We start from the raw sequence: 15987 nt of genomic DNA, 5'->3' as shown, positions 1-15987 counted from the left end.
CTCCGGCGGGAGTATTTTTTGGCGGAATGAAGGGGCTATCGCCGTGCTTTCAGGCCCTTGGCGGTGCGGATCAGCGTCAAGGACTGATTGGGGCCGACATAGACGGTTTCGGATTTGGCGCCGTCGGGCCAGATCACGCGAATGCCGATCTCTCCAGCTTCCGCCAAACCGAAATGTTCAAACCCCGCCATACCTCCGGCATGGCCACCACCCACCGTGATCTCGCGCATCCAGCCGGCTTCCTCGGTTCCCTCGTGCCCATGATCATGGCCATGATCCGCCTCCAGCTCGATCCAGGCGCCGATAGCGTTGCGGTTGGGGCCGGGCTGTTCCAGCGCCAGCGCCAGCCAATGGCCGGTCTCTGGCGTGACATTCTGCCAGACCTCCAGCGGCGCGCGGCGGTTGACCACCGCGATGTCAAGCCGCCCGTCGCCGTTCAGGTCGACCAGCGCGCCGCCGCGCCCGCGATGCAGGCTGGCGATACCGGCGCGCGCTCCGGCTTCGGCAAAGGTACCGTCGGGTTGCTGGATCAGCAGGTTGTTGGGGTCGTCCATCGCTGCATCGGGCATCTGTTCGACATTGCCCTTGGTGATGAAGATATCGTCCAGCCCGTCATTCTGCACATCGCCGATACCGATATGCCAACCGGTCGAGGGCCGCCCGTCGCCGCCGGTATAGGGGCGGTGGGCGGTGGTGCCCATGGCATAGGGCACATCGGCAAATTCCGCCCCGTTCCCGGTCATCCGCTGCAACCGCTGGTCGCCCATCGAGGACAGGAACACCTCTTGGTTCCCGTCGCGGTCCAGGTCGCGCTGGGCGATGCCCATGCCCCAGAGCTTGTGGCTGATCCAGCCATCGGCGGGGCCGAGCAGGCGGGGCGTGGACCCCATCGCCCACATCTGTTCCTCGCCGTCAGAGACATAATAATGCCGGTCGTTGCTGATCCGCAGGTCGGTCCGGCCCTGCCGCGCCCAGTCGCTGAACAGCATCGAGAGCGGGCAATACCCCGGCTTGAGTTCGATGGGCGGGCCGTACCGGTCGCCCTCGGGGCGGTAGAGCAGGTTGATGTCGCAGGTGCCGAAGGGGCCGTTCGGGTTGCTGCGGTCGACATAATTGCCAAAGGCCAGCGTCGGCAGGCTCTGCCCCGCCTCCCATGTGGCGGAAAAGGCGGTGGTCCAACGGTCGCCGCTGGTGAATCCCAGTCCCTCGAACGGGGCAAAACTGCAATCTGCGCCCCCGCGCAACAGCCGGTTCGGCCCGACCCGCAGCACCGCCAGATCCATGTAACCGTCACTGTCGATATCCAGAGGATAGGCGCCGATCATCCCCGGTTCGGTCAGGGTCTCGGGCGTGTCCGCCTCGAACCGCAGCGCGCCCGCATCCGAGCGGTTGCGCAACAGCGTGGCGGCGTTTTCGCCGCCCGCCGCCAGAAGCTCGGGCAAGCCATCGCCGTCGCAGTCGAACACCGCCAGCCCACCGCCCACAAAATGCTCCCACCCGCCGGCATAGACATGCTCGGGTACCGGTACCGGCGTGAACGCGGGCCCGGCGAGGGCCGGTGTGGTCGCCAGCGCCAGTGCGAACAGCTCAGGCCGCATTTTCGCCCAGCCTTTCCAGCGCCAGTTCCGACACCTTGTCGAGCGCATAGGCCGCCGCCCCGCGCGCCCACATCAGATCGCCCCATTTATGCACCACCACCTCGGGTGGGGCCTTGTCCACCTGCACGATCGACTTGCGCATCGCCTCGATCACCGCGTCGGAATAGAGATGGTCGAACTGCATCTGCTCGCCCGCGAGGATGATCAGCTCGGGGTCGAAGATGTTGACCAGGTTGGCCAGCCCCATGGCAAAGATCTGGCCCGCCCGTTCAACGATGCTGCGCGCGGTGGCATCGCCCGCCCGCGCCGCATCGAGCAGGGTTTCGACCCGCTTGGCCGGATCGGCATTGGCATCCTGGCCGCTCACCAGCGTCGCCTCGCGCAACAGCGCGTAATCGGCGACATAGGCCTCCAGACAGCCGCGCTGGCCACAGCGGCAGAGCGCGCCGTTCAGCTGCACCTTGGTATGGCCGAACTCGGCACCGCATCCGCGCGTACCGCGATAAAGCGCGCCGCCGATCACCATGCCCAGACCCACGCCGCTTTCGATGGTCACAACCAGAAAGTCGCTGTGCTCCCGGCCCAGGCCAAAGGCGTGTTCGGCCACCGCCACCAGGTTGGCGTCGTTGTCGATGAAACAGGGCACGCCCAATGTGCGGGTCAAGAGCGCGCCGAACTCGATGTTGCGCGCCGACAGCGACGGCGACCAGTGCACGAACCCGTCATTGGCCTCGACAATCCCCGCGATACCGATCCCGAGGCCCGAGATTTCGCCCGGCGCGCGGCCGATCTGCCCGGCCAGCCGGGCCACGGCCTCCCCTATCTTGGCGGCCAGGTCTTCGGGGCTACTGACCGGGTGTCGCAGGTCGCACTCTTCAGTCGCCAGTTGCTCGCCCTCGAAATCCAGCAGAACCAGCGACAGCTTGTGATGCGAGATCTTCACCCCCGCCACCAGATGCGCCGCTCCGCGAATCTTGAGATCCACCCGCGGCCGGCCACGCCGGGAATCCGGCTCGCCCTCGTCGCGCGCCACCTCCTCAACCAGTCCGTCCGATAGGAACTCGGCGGTGATCGTGGTGACGGTGGCGCGGCTGATCCCGGTCAGGTCCGACAGCTCGATCCGGGGGATGCGGCCCGCCCTGCGGATTTCGCGCAGCAGGGTGCGGCGCCCGTATTCCCGTTGCATAACAGCCATTTGCCCGACGCCTCCCTGAACCTGTCCTGCCCAATCTCCGGATCGTACCCATCCCGGCAAACAAGGCCAAGGCAGAACGCAACACAGCGGGCAAGACCAGCCTATCTTATTTAATTTGACTTTCAAATTAAAATGACACACGATCCTTGCACCGGCCCCGCCCGAGGCAAGGAATGGCGTGCGGCTGCAACCGATTTGGGAGGACAGAATGAAACTCTATGCAACCGCATCTGCGGTGATCGTCAGCGCCATGCTGGGAACTGCGGCCTGGGCGGCCGATGTCGTCGTGGGCGTCAGCTGGTCGAACTTCCAGGAGGAGCGCTGGAAAACCGACGAGGCCGCGATCAAGGCCGAGCTCGAGGCCAAGGGCGCCAAGTATATCTCGGCGGATGCGCAAAGCTCGTCGGCCAAGCAGTTGTCGGACGTGGAAAGCCTGATCGCACAAGGCGCCACCGCGCTGATCATCCTGGCGCAGGACGCGCAGGCCATCGGCCCCGCCGTGCAGGCCGCAGCCGACGAGGGGATCCCGGTCGTGGGCTATGACCGCCTGATCGAGGACAGCCGCGCCTTCTACCTGACCTTCGACAACGTCGAAGTGGGCCGGATGCAGGCCCGCGCCGTGCTCGAGGCCGCGCCCACCGGACGCTACGTGATGATCAAGGGCTCGCCCACCGACCCGAACGCGGACTTCCTGCGTGGTGGCCAGCAGGAAGTGCTGCAAGCCGCCATCGACAAGGGTGACATCACCATCGTGGGCGAGGCCTATACCGACGGCTGGCTGCCCGCCAACGCGCAGCGCAACATGGAACAGATCCTGACCGCCACCGACAACGGTGTCGACGCGGTTGTCGCCTCGAACGACGGCACCGCCGGTGGCGTTGTGGCGGCGCTGACCGCGCAGGGCATGGAAGGCATCCCGGTCTCGGGCCAGGACGGCGATTATGCCGCGCTGAACCGGGTGGCCAAGGGCACCCAGACCGTATCGGTCTGGAAGGACGCCCGCGACCTCGGCCGCGCCGCCGCGCGCATCGCCGTGTCGCTGGCCGAAGGCACCAAGATGAACGCCATCGGCGGAGCCGACGACTGGACCTCGCCGGGCGGCACCAAGATGAGCGCGCTGTTCCTCGAACCGCTGCCGATCACCAAGGACAACCTGTCGGTTGTCGTCGACGCTGGCTGGATCACCCAGGAAACCCTGTGCCAGGGCGTGACCAACGGTCCCGCACCCTGCAACTGATCCTTTTCCAACACGACCGGTCTCACCCTTCATCGGGGTGAGACCCCCAAAATCGCAGGACATCCCATGACTCATTCCGAGGCGGAGCTGTCCCCGGCACATCCCAAGAAATCCTTTGTTCAGACGCTGGAACTTGATCTGCGCCTTCTCGGCATGATCGGTGCCTTCGCGATCCTGTGCATCGGCTTCGACCTTGTGACCGGCGGCCGTTTCCTGACACCGCGCAACATCTTCAACCTGACGATCCAGACCGTTTCGGTCGCGATCATGGCCACCGGCATGGTTTTCGTCATCGTCACCCGCCATATCGACCTGAGCGTCGGCGCGCTTCTGGCGACCTGCTCGGCGGTGATGGCGATGACCCAGACCGAGATCCTGCCCAACATGCTGGGCCTGGGGCTGGGCCATCCGCTGATCCCTTGGGTAACCATCCTTGTCGGCTTGCTGATCGGCACGCTGATCGGCGCCTTTCACGGCTGGCTGGTGGGTTACCTGACCATCCCCGCCTTTATCGTCACGCTGGGCGGCCTGCTGGTCTGGCGCAACACCGGCTGGTACCTGACCAGCGGCAAGACTATCGGGCCGCTGGACCCGACCTTTGAAAAGTTCGGCGGCATCAACGGCACACTGGGCGCGGGCTGGTCCTGGGTCGTGGGACTGCTGGCGCTGGTAGCTGCCCTCTATGGCCTTTGGATGAGCCGCCGCAACAAGATCCGCCATGGCTTCCCGGTCAAACCGCTCTGGGCCGAAGGCGTGCTGGCCGGGCTGATCTCGGCGGCGATCGTTGGCTTTGTGGCGATCCTGAATGCCTATGAGGTGCCGACCGCGCGGTTGAAGCGTGATTTCGAGGCGCAGGGTCTCACCTTGCCCGAAGGCTATACCGAGGCCTATGGTATCCCGATCTCGGTGCTGCTGCTGATCTTCATCGCCGTCGGTATGACCATGCTGGCGCGGCGCACCCGGCTGGGCCGCTATATCTTCGCCACAGGCGGCAACCCCGACGCGGCGGAACTCAGCGGCATCAACACGCGGCTTCTGACGGTCAAGATCTTTGCCCTGATGGGCGCGCTCTGCGCCATCTCGGCGGTGGTGGCCTCGGCCCGCCTGACCAACCACTCCAACGACATCGGCACGCTGGACGAACTGCGCGTGATCGCGGCGGCCGTCATTGGCGGCACCGCGCTGGCGGGCGGCTTCGGCACCATCCACGGGGCGATCCTGGGCGCGCTGATCATGCAGTCGCTGCAATCGGGCATGGCCATGGTCGGCGTCGATGCGCCCTTGCAGAACATCGTCGTGGGCACGGTGCTGGTGCTGGCGGTGCTGATCGACATTCTCTATCGCAAAAGGGCGGGGGTGGCGTGATGGAACAGTGTACAAAACGGTCAATAGGTGCGTCATGACAGGTACAAAACAGTCAAAGCGCGGTACACCTCTGGTCGAGATGCGCGACATCTGCATCTCCTTCGGCGGCGTGCATGCGGTCGATCACGTGAGCGTCGACCTATATCCGGGCGAGGTCGTGGGCCTTTTGGGCCATAACGGCGCCGGCAAGTCGACCCTGATCAAGATCCTCTCGGGCGCCTACCAGATGGACTCGGGCGAGATCCGCATCAACGGCGAAAAGGCCGAGATCCACAATCCCCGCGATGCACGACGTTACAATATTGAGACGATATATCAGACACTTGCGCTGGCGGACAATCTCGATGCAAGCTCGAACCTGTTCCTCGGGCGCGAGCTGGTGACGCCCTTCGGGCTGGTCGATGACGACGCGATGGAGGCCGAGACGCGCAAGATCATGGCGCGGCTCAACCCCAACTTCAAGAAGTTCAACGTGCCGGTCTCGGCCCTGTCCGGCGGCCAGCGTCAGTCGGTCGCCATCGCCCGCGCGGTCTACTTCGACGCCCGCATCCTGATCATGGACGAACCCACTGCCGCCCTCGGACCCCATGAAACGCAGATGGTCGCCGAGCTGATCGAGCAGCTAAAGGCCCAGGGAATAGGGATTTTTCTGATCAGCCACGACATTCACGACGTGATGAAACTGTGCGACCGGGCCAGCGTCATGAAGAACGGAAAACTGGTCGGAACGGTGGACGTGGACAAGGTCACCGACGACGATCTCTTGGGCATGATCATCCTGGGCAAGCACCCAGGTGCGCAGGCCGAGGCGTGACCATGCCGGTTCTGGTCGCAGATGTAGGCGGGACCAATACCCGCGTGGCACTGGCCAGCGCCGGGCGCCTGTCCCAGCTTGCCCGCTTCGGCAACGACGCCTACGCGTCGTTCGCCGAGGTGCTGTCGGCCTATGCGCGGGGCCACAACCTGCCGGCCCTGCGCGGCATCTGCGTGGCTGTGGCGGGCCCGGTCGCCGCTGGCCGCGCCGAATTGACCAACAGAAACTGGCACTTCGACGAATCCGGGTTGGCAACGCCGCTGCCGGAACAGGCGGAAATTCCCGCACGGCTGATCAACGATCTGGTGGCGCTGGGCCATGCCCTGCCGGGGCTTGTGCCGTCGCAGCTCGACGTGATCCGTGCCGGTGCCGCGCAGCCCTCGAACGACCAGGCGCTGGTCGCAGGGCTGGGCACCGGTTTCAACGCCTGCCTGCTCAAGGGCGGGTCGGTGGTCGAGGCGGAACTGGGCCATGCCAGCCTGCCACTGGCCATCGCCGAGGAGCTGCGCGCACAGCTGGGCGACGCGGCTTCCGGGTTTCGTACAAATGAATGCCTGTTCTCGGGCCGGGGTCTTTCCCGGCTTCACAACATACTGACAAATAAGAATAAACGTGGGCAGGACATATTGGCGGATTTCGCCACCGGCGCTGATCCTCAGGCGGCGGCCGCGGTGACTTTGACCGCTCGCCTGCTGGGACTTTTTGCCCGGGAATTGGTGTTCCAGTATCTGCCGTTCCGCGGCATCCATTTCGCGGGTGGTGCCGCGCGCGGCATCCTCGGCTCGGCGGCCCGGGCAGAGTTCCTGTCAACATTTGAAGCCGGGGGACGGTTCGCCGACCATCTGGACCGGGTGCCGGTGCGGCTGATCGCCGACGATGCCGCAGCACTGAGCGGCGCGGCCCGGCTGATGGAGGACAGCGCATGACCGAACCCTTGTTCCGCTGGGGCATCCTGTCGACGGCCAAGATCGCGCGCGAGCACGTGATGCCCGCCATTGCGCGGTCGGAAACCGGCGTGATCCACGCCATCGCCAGCCGCGACGCGGGCCGGGCACAGGCACAGGCGGCGCGGTTTTCGGCCGCGCGCTGGTATGACGGTTACGATGCGTTGCTGTCCGATCCGGATGTAGACGGGGTCTATATCCCGCTGCCCACGGCGCAGCATGTCGAATGGGCGATCCGCGCGGCGGAGGCAGGCAAACATGTTCTCTGCGAGAAACCCATTGCGTTGAAGGCCGACCAGATCGACCGCGTGATCGCGGCCCGTGATACCTCGGGCCGGGTCGTGTCCGAGGCGTTCATGGTCTGGTATCACCCGCAATGGCACAAGGTTCGCGACCTGATCGCCAGCGGCGCCATCGGGGCGCTGCGGCAGGTCACCGGCGGGTTTTCCTATCACAACACCGATCCGGACAATATGCGCAACCGGCTCGAGCTGGGGGGCGGCGCGCTGCCCGATATCGGGGTCTATCCGGTGGTGACGACGCTTCTGGCAACCGGGGCAGAGATGCGCCGGGCCGAGGCACGGATCGCGTATTCAGAGGAATTCGGCACCGATTTTTTTGCCCGTGCCACCGTGGGCTTTGACGGGTTCGACCTGAATTTCCACGTGGCCACGCAGATGGGCGCGCATCAGTCGATGCGCTTTTTCGGCGAAACCGGCTGGATTGACGTGCTCACCCCGTTCAACGCGGGGCTTTACGGGTTTGACGAGGTCGTGCTGCATGACCAGAAGGCGCTGTCGCGGCAGGTATTCCGTTTTCCCGGCGTCAATCAATACGAGGCGCAGATGGATGCTTTCGTGCGCGCCACCCGGGGCACGGGCGAAGTGTTTCCGCTGGAAATGTCGCGCGGTGTGCAAGAGGTGATCGACGCAATTTACGGTGCGGCTGCCCGGCATGGGGGAGAGTAGGGGGCTCTGCCCCCTCGGCCCTTGCGGGCCTCACCCCCGGAGTATTTCAGACCAGAAAGAAGCGCATCAGCGCCCGATGGCATAGGCCTGCATCAGGCGTGGCGTGGCGGCGGCGCGCAATAGCCCGTCGGAATTGCGGCTGGCGGCGGTGAGCCGCCCGATGGACCAGGGCTCGGCCACCTCGACCGCGTGGCCGCGCTGGCGGAGCTCGGCGATGACCGCCTCGCCAAAGGCGGGTTCGATCATCAGGTGGCCGGGCCTTGCGGGGCGAGGGTAAAAGGACTCCTGGAAGTGACCGGTATGGAACAGCGGTGCATCCACCGCCTGTTGCAGGTTCAGGCCGCCATGCACCAGCCGCAGCAGGTATATGAGCTGCCATTGGTCCTGCTGGTCGCCGCCCGGTGTGCCAAAGGCAAGTTCGGTCCCGTCCGGTCCGCGCGCCATCGACGGTGACAGGGTGGTGCGCGGGCGGCGTCCCGGCGCCAGCGAGGTAGGCAGCCCTTCGTCCAGCCAGAACATCTGGGCACGCGTGTTGAGCGGCATGCCCAGCCCCGGCACCACCGGCGAACTTTGCAGCCAACCGCCCGAGGGCGTGGCCGAGACCATGTTGCCCCAGCGGTCGATCACGTCGATATGCACCGTATCGCCCCGGCGCTGCGACAGGTGCGCCATGGTCGGCTCGCCCGCGCCGGTACCGCCGCCCGAAACATAGTCGTCGCTCGCATGGCGCAGCGCGGCGGCAGTCCAGGTCTCATGGCCCGGCAGCTGGCCCGGTCGCTGTTCGACCGAGGCCATCTCGCCGATCAGCGCGCGCCGCGTTTCGGCGTATTTCTCCGACAAAAGCGTGTTCATCGGGATGTCGGTATGGTCCGGGTCGCCGTAATAGGCCTCGCGGTCGGCAAAGGCCAGCTTCATGACCTCGGTCACCAGATGCACGAACCGGGCGCCGTTCAGGTCGAGCGCATCCAGGTCGAACCCGTCGAGGATCTGCAACGATTGCAGCAGGGCGGGGCCCTGGGTCCAGGGCCCACCTTTCCACACGGTCCAGCCTTTGTAGCGGGTCGAGATCGGGGCCTCGTAGCTTGCCTGCCAGCCGGCCATGTCCTCGGCAGTCAGCACACCCTTGCGGCGGCCTCCGGCGGCATCCATCACGCAGGCGTCGCGCAGATAGCGGTCGATCGCTTCGGCCACGAAGCCGCGATAGAAGGCGTCGCGCGCCGCCTCGATCTGCGCTTCGCGGCCCGGTTTCGCCTCGGCCTCGGCCAGAAGCCGGGTCCAGGTGTCGGCCAGCGCGGGGTTTTTCATCAGCGCGCCGGGTTGCGGCGCGGACCCGCCCGGCAGCCAGGTGTCGTAGGAGGTCGGCCATTCGTCCCGAAAGAACGCGGCGAGCCCCGAGATCGTGGCCGATACCCGCGCCAGCGCGGGGTGGCCCGACCGGGCATAGTGGATCGCCGGTTCCAGGATATCGCGCAAGGGCAGGCTGCCATGGTCGCGCAGCGTGATCATCCAGGCGTCAAAAGCGCCGGGGATCACGGTGGCCAGCAGTCCCGAACCTGGGATGCGGGTCAGGCCCTCGTCCCGGTAATGCCTGATCGTGGCGCGGGCCGGTGCGGTGCCCTGGCCGCAAACCAGGGTCGGTACCGTGTCGCACGAGGGCTTGATCAGCATCGGCATGTCGCCCAGTGGCCCGTTCAGATGCGGTTCGACCACATGCAGCACAAACCCCATCGCCGCCGCTGCGTCAAAGGCGTTGCCGCCCTTCTCCAGCAGGCTCATCCCGACCGCCGAGGCGATCCAGTGGGTCGAGGTGGCCACGCCGAATGTACCGGCAATCTCGGGTCGGGTGGTGAAGTGCATCGGTTCAGTAATCCCGTTCGAAGAAGATCCCGACCGATGTGTCGCCCGCATTGTCCACCGTGCCCTTGAGCGTCAGGTTCTCGGTGACATCGAGATTCAGGTTCACCTCGGTTTCACCGGCGGTGTTGACTGTGAAATCGGTATAGAGGTTCTCGCCCAGGTAGGCGCCCGCGCCCAGTTGCGCCTTGCCGTCGGCATCAGCGCCGATTTCGATGGTATCCGCCCCCGTCGCACTACGCACGCCCTTGGTCGCATCGCCCCCGGCGCCCGACAGCTGTGCCAGCGAGGCCGCCATCTGCGCGATGACAAAAGGCGAAAGGTCCGAGAACTGGTTGCCGAAGAGCAGCATGGCCAGTGCCTCTTCAGAAGGGCGGTCGGGATCCGCGGTCACCTTGATTTCGGGTGCGTCCAGTGGCCCGATGATCTGAAGCGACGCCTGCCCCTCCGAGGTGGTGGTGGTCGAGGCGAACTCGACGAAGGGCGTAAGGTCGCCTTGCAGCGTGATGATGCCCTTGCTCAGCTTCAGCCGTCTGCCGAGCATGTTGAAATCGCCCCGGATCAGACCGATCTGACCGGACGGCACCACCGCGGCGGTGGTGCCGCCAATGTGAATGCGGCCGCCCATTTCGGCGTTCAGCCCACGCCCTCGGGCATAGACCCGACCGGGAGCGTCGATGGCGATGTCCAGCGACATTGACGAACCGCCACCGCCGCCGTTGCCGGTATCGACAAGCTTTGCGCGCTGGCGGGTGGCATAGACCGGGCCGGGTTCGGCGCTATGCGCGATATCGGGGATCGGCGCCGCCCCGGCGGCGCCCCCGGCGGTATTCAGGTTGATATTGGTTTCCCCGACATTGATCTGCCCTGACAGCGAGCTGTTGCCGGTCAGCGGCCCGGCCAACGTGATCTGGCCGCCAAGCCGGCTGTCGTAGGACAGGTTGTCCGTCATCACCAGGTCATTGAGTGCCACGGTGATCCGCCCGTCAAAGGGGGGCAGCAGCGACACCGGGCCAGACACGGTGAACCCGCCACCGGCACGAACACCGCCGTTGATGGCAATCTGCACCGCCTGATCGGCGATCCGCACGGTGCCGCCGATGCCGGTGATGGTCTGCCCGGCGTCCGGTATCACCAGCGACGTCCCCGAGGTGGTGATGCTGCCGCTCAGCGCGCTCAGGCCCGGGGTGCCCTTCATCGCCATGTTGAATTGCGCGCTGCCGTCGATCTTGTTGGGCGACAGCGCCTTGTTTACGATGCCCAGGCTCAGCTGGCCCGAGGTGGTCATGTCGACCTGTCCGCTGGCCTCGTCGAATGTTCCGCCGACATCGGCGGCCAGCCCGGCCGGCCCGCGCGCGTTGCCATTGATCGTCCAGACGCCGCCGGAACGGTCCGCTGTGCCGCGTGCGGTCAGGCTGCCCGGCATGTCCGGCACGAACCGTTCCAGCCGGGCCAGTTCCGCGTCGAAATCCAGGTCCGCCGCACCGTCGCTGTCGATGGTGCCGTCAAGGCGCGCAAAAGAGCTGTCCGGCCCGTTCAGCGAGACGTCTGTGCGGATGCCCGTTGGCGTGGGCGAAACCGTACCCGCCAATTTCAGCGGCCCCGACACGGCAGTGGTGACGCGTGCCAGATCGTCGAGCGCCGCCTTGAACCGCAATTCGCTGTCTGCCGACCGGAAGGAGCCTTTGGCCTCGGCGCTGAGCGCATTGCCATTCAGGGTGAAGTCGCGGATATCCATGCCCGCATCGTCGCGCAGCCCGTCGAAATGTAGCCGGGTGTGCCCGGCGATCAGCGTGTCGAGCTGTTCGATCCCCGCCTTCAGGTCCATGGCGTCGAGATCGAGCCGCATGTCAAAGGTCTGGTCGACCACCTGTGCCCGGCCATCCAGCGCGGCCGTCACCGATCCGCCCAACTCGCGGCCCGCAAGGGCCGAGAAGACCGACAGGCGCGGGGCCGAAAGCCTGGCCTTGCCATCCACGACCAGCGCCCCGGTGAGATCGGTAATCAGCGCCGTGACATCGGCCGTCGCGGCGCGGCTGTCCAGCGTCACCTTGCGCAGATCGAGGGCGTCGCTTTCGCGGCTGGCATCCAGATGCAGGGTGACCGGGCCGGTGATCAGCGGATCGATCTGGGCCATGCCGGTCGACAGCCCGCGCCCGTCGACATCCAGCACCAGATCGAAATCTTCGCCCGTCTGCGTCGCCTTGCCGGTCACTTCGGCCACCACGGATCCCGTCAGGTCGTAACCCGCAAGCGTCGAGAAGGGCGCCAGGTCCGGTGCCTCGACCCGGGCCCGGCCATCCAGCGTCAGAACGCCGTCCGGCTGGGTCACCATCGCCGCCGCCTCGGCCCGGACCGCAGGCGCGTCCAGCCTGAGTTCGCGAACGGTCATCCCGGTCGTGTTGCGCACCGCGTCCAGGTGGATGGTGCTGCTTCCCGTCAGAAGCGGGTCAATCTCGGCCATGCCGCTGACCAAGTCCCGGCCAACCGCATCCAGAACGAAATCGAAAGAGCCCGATAAGGGCGCGCCCTTGCCGGTCAGTTCGGCACTGACAGACCCGCCCAGGGACTGCCCGGCGAGGTCGGAAAACCGGCCCAGGTCATCGGCGGACAGGGTGACCTTGCCATCCATGGCAAAGCCCGATGTCAGCCCGTCGATCACCGCATCCGCCGTGGCTGTGAAATCCGCGCCTTTCAGCTCGACTCCGCTGAGTGTCAGCGATTGGTTTGCCGGCAGGTCGAACTGACCGTCCAGCGTGATCGCAGCGCCAAGCGCGCGGTTCAGCGCCGGGTCGGCAAAGGTAAGCCCCGCCAGCGCCGATTGCAGATCGCCGGTAACATGGGCGCCTTCGGGACCGGTGGTCAAAGTGCCTTCGGCGGCAATGCGCGCGCGGCCCAGCCGCAGGCCGGGTGTTGCCACCTCGTCGGCGGTCAGGCTCAGCACCCAGCCGTCGCTGTTGGACTTGTCATAAAGCCCCGAAATCTGCGCCGATTTCAGTGTTATGCGCGGCTCTGCCACAGGCAGTATCACGCGGTCGCCATCGGGTGGTGTCACCCGCCCCTGCAAGGCGGCATGCAGCAACTGGCCACCTGCGGCCATGGACATTTCGCCCTCCAGCCGCAGCGCCTGGGCAGCAAGGGTGAACTCGTCCACATCCAGCGCGCCGCCGGGAGAGCTGATCCCGGTCACGAAAAGGCGGGTCTCGGTGCCGAAGAACGGGTCGTATTCCGCGTCCAGAAACGGGGTCAGGTCGCCGCCCAGATCGGCGGTAAAGGCAATACCCGGCTGCGCCGTGCCGGTTACCGGCAGGGCCGATTGCAACCGAACCTGGCCTGCGACCCGTTCGGTGCCTTCGCTGGCCAGTGCGATATCGGCGGTGAAATCGGTCACCGGGCCTTCGCCCGCTGCGGTCAGTTTCAGCGCGGGCGCATCCGGAATGCCAAGTGTGGTGGAGATCAGCCCGCCCGCATCCTCGGTCACCTGCATGTCGAGGGTGATCTGGCTTGTCTCGTTGGCAAAGCCAGCGATCAGGTCCACCTTGTCCCCCGGACGGTCCAGCCGCGTGATGTCTAGCGCACTGTCCAGCGTCCCGTCCGCCAGCGTGAGCTTGCCCAGAACCGAAAGCTCCGCCGCCACACCCGCCAGCGGTGCGCCAAGCGTCAGTTTGTCCACCCGGATCTCGCCCAGTTCGATCGCCACCGGCAGTTCCGGCAATTGGAACGGGGTCGCAGCGGCATCGGGCAGGTCTTCCTGTTCGGGGCCGGGCAGGGGGGTGCGGTCGATGCGGATTTCCGCCGCAGTCAGCTCGTTGACCGAGAACCGCCCCCGGATCAGCGCCAGCCGGTTCCAATCCAGCGCCGCGTCGCGGATGGTCAGCCAAACCCCGTCATCATCGGCAACGGTGATCTCTTCGATGGTGGCCTTGGCGCTCAGCGCGCCGCTCAGGCCGCGCACCTTGATGTTGCGCCCGTCGCCTGACAGCGTGTCCTCGAGGAAATCGACCAGCAGGCCGCCGCTTTCCTCCAGGCTTTGCGCCATGGCCATGCCCGAGGGGGTCAGCATCAGCGTCACGGCAAGGGGATAGGTGAGCTGTTTCATCAGAATGCCTGCCCGATACCGATGTAGAATTGCAGACCGTCGCCGGTCGCGCCGCTGGTCGGATAGGCAAGGTCGAGCCGCAGCGGCCCGAACCCGCCCAGATCATAGCGTACGCCCAGACCGGCGCCCGCATGGCTGTCGGAGCCGGAGCCGACAAAGGCCGAGTCGCCGACCATTCCGAAGTCATAGAAGCCGACCAGCGAGATGTTCTGGGTCACCCTGCCGCGCACCTCGGTCGACAGGCCAAGGAACGACCGGCCGCCCGCCGTGTTTGCGCCAACGGGAATGCCCAGGCTTTCATACGGCTGGCCGCGCACCGTGCCCGCGCCGCCGGAAAAGAACAGCAGTTCCGGCGATACCTCGGACAGCGACGGGCCGACGACCGAGCCGAGCTGCATCCGCCCCGCCAGAACCAGCCGGCCCTCGGTGCCGATGTCCCAATAGACCCGGCCATCGGCCAGAAGCTGCGCGCCGGACTTGGTACCGGACAGCCCGATAAAGGGGGTAAGCCCGGCATTCAGGTAGAACCCCCGCGTCGCGCTGACCTTGTTGTCGCGCTTGTCCCATTCGAAAGTGGTATTCAACCCGAAATAGCGGAACTTGCGGCCCGAGCCGAAGGCGTCAGACGCATCGCCATAGCTGAAGCCGACGGCCGCCTCGGCATAGAGTTCGTCTGAAAAGGTGCGCCGCGCGCCCACACCCAGAACCGCGCGTGTGATATTGTAATGCGTCCGGTTGCGGCGTTCAGCCTCGCCGACGTAAAAGATGCTGTCATCCGGCCCCAGCCGGTCGGGTTTCTCCAGGCGAAAACCGATGCGGCCGTCGATATCCTCGGTGCCGCCGATGTTGCGGACCGTCGCCTCCAGCCGCAGCCGGTCTGCCCGGCCCGTCAGGTTGCGGTGGATCCAGACTGTGGACAGGTCGAGCCCGTCGCGCGACGACAGTTCCGCGCCAAAGCTGATCCGGCGTTTTGGCAGGTCTTCGAAGGTGGCGTCAAAATCGAGCGTGCCGTCGGGGTTGGGCGTTTCGCGTTCCTTGATCGAAACCAGGTTGAAGGTTCCGGTCCGGCGTAAACGGGTGCCGACCTTTTGCACATGGGCCGGCGAATAGATTTCGCCGGTTGGAAAACCGGCGATCCTGCGAATGGAGTCCTGCTTGACGTCGGTTTCGCCGTCGATATGCATCTGGCCAAACCGCAGTTGCGGTCCCGGTAACAGGCGTATCTCGGCGTCCAGTTCGGCCTCGGCATGACGTGCCCGAATACGCTGATCACCGACCTTCGCCTTGGGGTAACCCGCATCGCGCCAGCCCGAAATGCTGGCGCGTACCGTCGATTGCAGCACCTCGGTCGATGCAGGCTGTCCTGGTGCGAACTCAGGTGGAACCATGTTGCCGGGTGTGATCGGGTCGATCCGCGCCGTCCCGAAGCGGAAGGGCGGGCCGGTTTCGACGCTGATCTCGATCCGGTCGATCCGGGCTGGTGTCTGGATCGGGTCGATACTGGCAGCCTCGCGACCGTCGAGCCGGATATGCACAACCGGGCTGAAGTATCCCTCGTCATAGAGGATCTGGATCAGCGTCCGATAGTCGGCCAGCGCCGAGGACAGAAGTTCCAGCGGCGAATCGAGACCGCGCGCCGGCGCTGACAGGGCCGCAGAACTCTGTTCCAATCTCTCGATCAGTTCTTCTGATGCGCCCGGGGCCGTCAAGGTCGCTTCGAGCGCTGTGGCCGCCCCCGGAGCAAACAGAAAACCCGCGGCCACAAGGCCACGCGACAGGGCACCAATAGCGCCTTTGAACGTCATTCAACCGGCTCCAGACAGCTCCGCCTCAACAGTACGGGCCCTCCCCCCAAGGATGACTCGCAAGACATATCCGGGATAACACAGTCCCGCGCGCAATAGGAACGCAGA

The 15987-nt window shown here is 65.8% G+C and carries 10 protein-coding genes and 1 pseudogene; 5 read left to right on the top strand and 6 right to left on the bottom strand.

Features of this window, described 5'->3' with window-relative positions; translation table 11 throughout:
• Positions 1-35 precede the first annotated feature (35 nt).
• The 3 genes and pseudogenes from G0P99_RS08490 to G0P99_RS25030 form a co-directional block, all read right to left on the bottom strand.
• Entirely contained in the window at positions 36-1598 is a 1563-nt protein-coding gene (locus tag G0P99_RS08490) for a CRTAC1 family protein (protein WP_164128943.1), read from the bottom strand.
• Positions 1588-2541 carry an ROK family protein gene (locus tag G0P99_RS08485; protein WP_370462746.1) on the bottom strand — a complete coding sequence of 318 codons (954 nt, stop codon included), beginning with the start codon at positions 2539-2541 and terminating at the stop codon, positions 1588-1590. Before G0P99_RS08485 ends, G0P99_RS08490 begins: the two co-directional genes overlap by 11 nt.
• 153 nt (positions 2542-2694) lie before the next feature.
• Positions 2695-2784 (bottom strand): annotated as a pseudogene (locus G0P99_RS25030) (hypothetical protein); the annotation flags it as partial.
• Positions 2785-3001: 217 nt separating this feature from the next.
• Here G0P99_RS25030 and xylF point away from each other — a divergent pair.
• The 5 genes from xylF to G0P99_RS08460 all read left to right on the top strand — a co-directional run bounded on the left by xylF (position 3002) and on the right by G0P99_RS08460 (position 8121).
• Complete coding sequence (gene xylF / locus G0P99_RS08480; RefSeq protein WP_164128942.1) at positions 3002-4030, top strand: D-xylose ABC transporter substrate-binding protein; 1029 nt, start codon at positions 3002-3004, stop codon at positions 4028-4030.
• Positions 4031-4096: 66 nt separating this feature from the next.
• On the top strand, positions 4097-5395 hold the full coding sequence (locus G0P99_RS08475) for a sugar ABC transporter permease (RefSeq protein WP_164128941.1): 1299 nt from the start codon (positions 4097-4099) through the stop codon (positions 5393-5395).
• Between the two features lie 34 nt (positions 5396-5429).
• Positions 5430-6209 carry an ATP-binding cassette domain-containing protein gene (locus G0P99_RS08470; RefSeq protein ID WP_164128940.1) on the top strand — a complete coding sequence of 260 codons (780 nt, stop codon included), beginning with the start codon at positions 5430-5432 and terminating at the stop codon, positions 6207-6209.
• A gap of 2 nt (positions 6210-6211) precedes the next feature.
• Positions 6212-7135, top strand: a complete 924-nt coding sequence (locus G0P99_RS08465; RefSeq protein WP_164128939.1) for a glucokinase — start codon at positions 6212-6214, stop codon at positions 7133-7135.
• On the top strand, positions 7132-8121 hold the full coding sequence (locus G0P99_RS08460; RefSeq protein WP_164128938.1) for a Gfo/Idh/MocA family protein: 990 nt from the start codon (positions 7132-7134) through the stop codon (positions 8119-8121). The genes G0P99_RS08465 and G0P99_RS08460 overlap by 4 nt, the downstream gene beginning before the upstream one ends.
• A 66-nt stretch (positions 8122-8187) precedes the next feature.
• Here the strand turns inward: G0P99_RS08460 and G0P99_RS08455 are convergent, their stop codons facing one another.
• The 3 genes from G0P99_RS08455 to G0P99_RS08445 are packed head-to-tail and all read right to left on the bottom strand — an operon-like array spanning position 8188 to position 15879.
• Entirely contained in the window at positions 8188-9978 is a 1791-nt protein-coding gene (locus G0P99_RS08455; RefSeq protein ID WP_164128937.1) for a gamma-glutamyltransferase family protein, read from the bottom strand.
• Positions 9979-9982: 4 nt separating this feature from the next.
• Positions 9983-14074 (bottom strand): translocation/assembly module TamB domain-containing protein, encoded by a 4092-nt coding sequence (locus G0P99_RS08450; RefSeq protein WP_164128936.1) that lies wholly within the window; start codon positions 14072-14074, stop codon positions 9983-9985.
• Entirely contained in the window at positions 14074-15879 is a 1806-nt protein-coding gene (locus tag G0P99_RS08445; protein ID WP_164128935.1) for an autotransporter assembly complex family protein, read from the bottom strand. The genes G0P99_RS08450 and G0P99_RS08445 overlap by 1 nt, the downstream gene beginning before the upstream one ends.
• Between the last annotated feature and the right edge of the window lie 108 nt (positions 15880-15987).

Source organism: Ruegeria sp. PrR005 (assembly GCF_010500245.1).
GTDB classification, from domain to species: Bacteria; Pseudomonadota; Alphaproteobacteria; order Rhodobacterales; family Rhodobacteraceae; genus Ruegeria_B; species Ruegeria_B marisflavi.
The sequence above is the reverse complement of the archived record's forward strand: the minus strand, read 5'-3'. Positions and strand labels throughout refer to the sequence as shown.

What these genes read in the sequence shown, in the direction of transcription:
- G0P99_RS08490 (WP_164128943.1), bottom strand. Translation starts at nt 1,598, where the DNA reads ATGCGGCCTGAGCTGTTCGCACTGGCGCTGGCGACCACACCGGCCCTC.
- xylF (WP_164128942.1), top strand. Translation starts at nt 3,002, where the DNA reads ATGAAACTCTATGCAACCGCATCTGCGGTGATCGTCAGCGCCATGCTG.
- G0P99_RS08475 (WP_164128941.1), top strand. Translation starts at nt 4,097, where the DNA reads ATGACTCATTCCGAGGCGGAGCTGTCCCCGGCACATCCCAAGAAATCC.
- G0P99_RS08470 (WP_164128940.1), top strand. Translation starts at nt 5,430, where the DNA reads ATGACAGGTACAAAACAGTCAAAGCGCGGTACACCTCTGGTCGAGATG.
- G0P99_RS08465 (WP_164128939.1), top strand. Translation starts at nt 6,212, where the DNA reads ATGCCGGTTCTGGTCGCAGATGTAGGCGGGACCAATACCCGCGTGGCA.
- G0P99_RS08460 (WP_164128938.1), top strand. Translation starts at nt 7,132, where the DNA reads ATGACCGAACCCTTGTTCCGCTGGGGCATCCTGTCGACGGCCAAGATC.
- G0P99_RS08455 (WP_164128937.1), bottom strand. Translation starts at nt 9,978, where the DNA reads ATGCACTTCACCACCCGACCCGAGATTGCCGGTACATTCGGCGTGGCC.
- G0P99_RS08450 (WP_164128936.1), bottom strand. Translation starts at nt 14,074, where the DNA reads ATGAAACAGCTCACCTATCCCCTTGCCGTGACGCTGATGCTGACCCCC.
- G0P99_RS08445 (WP_164128935.1), bottom strand. Translation starts at nt 15,879, where the DNA reads ATGACGTTCAAAGGCGCTATTGGTGCCCTGTCGCGTGGCCTTGTGGCC.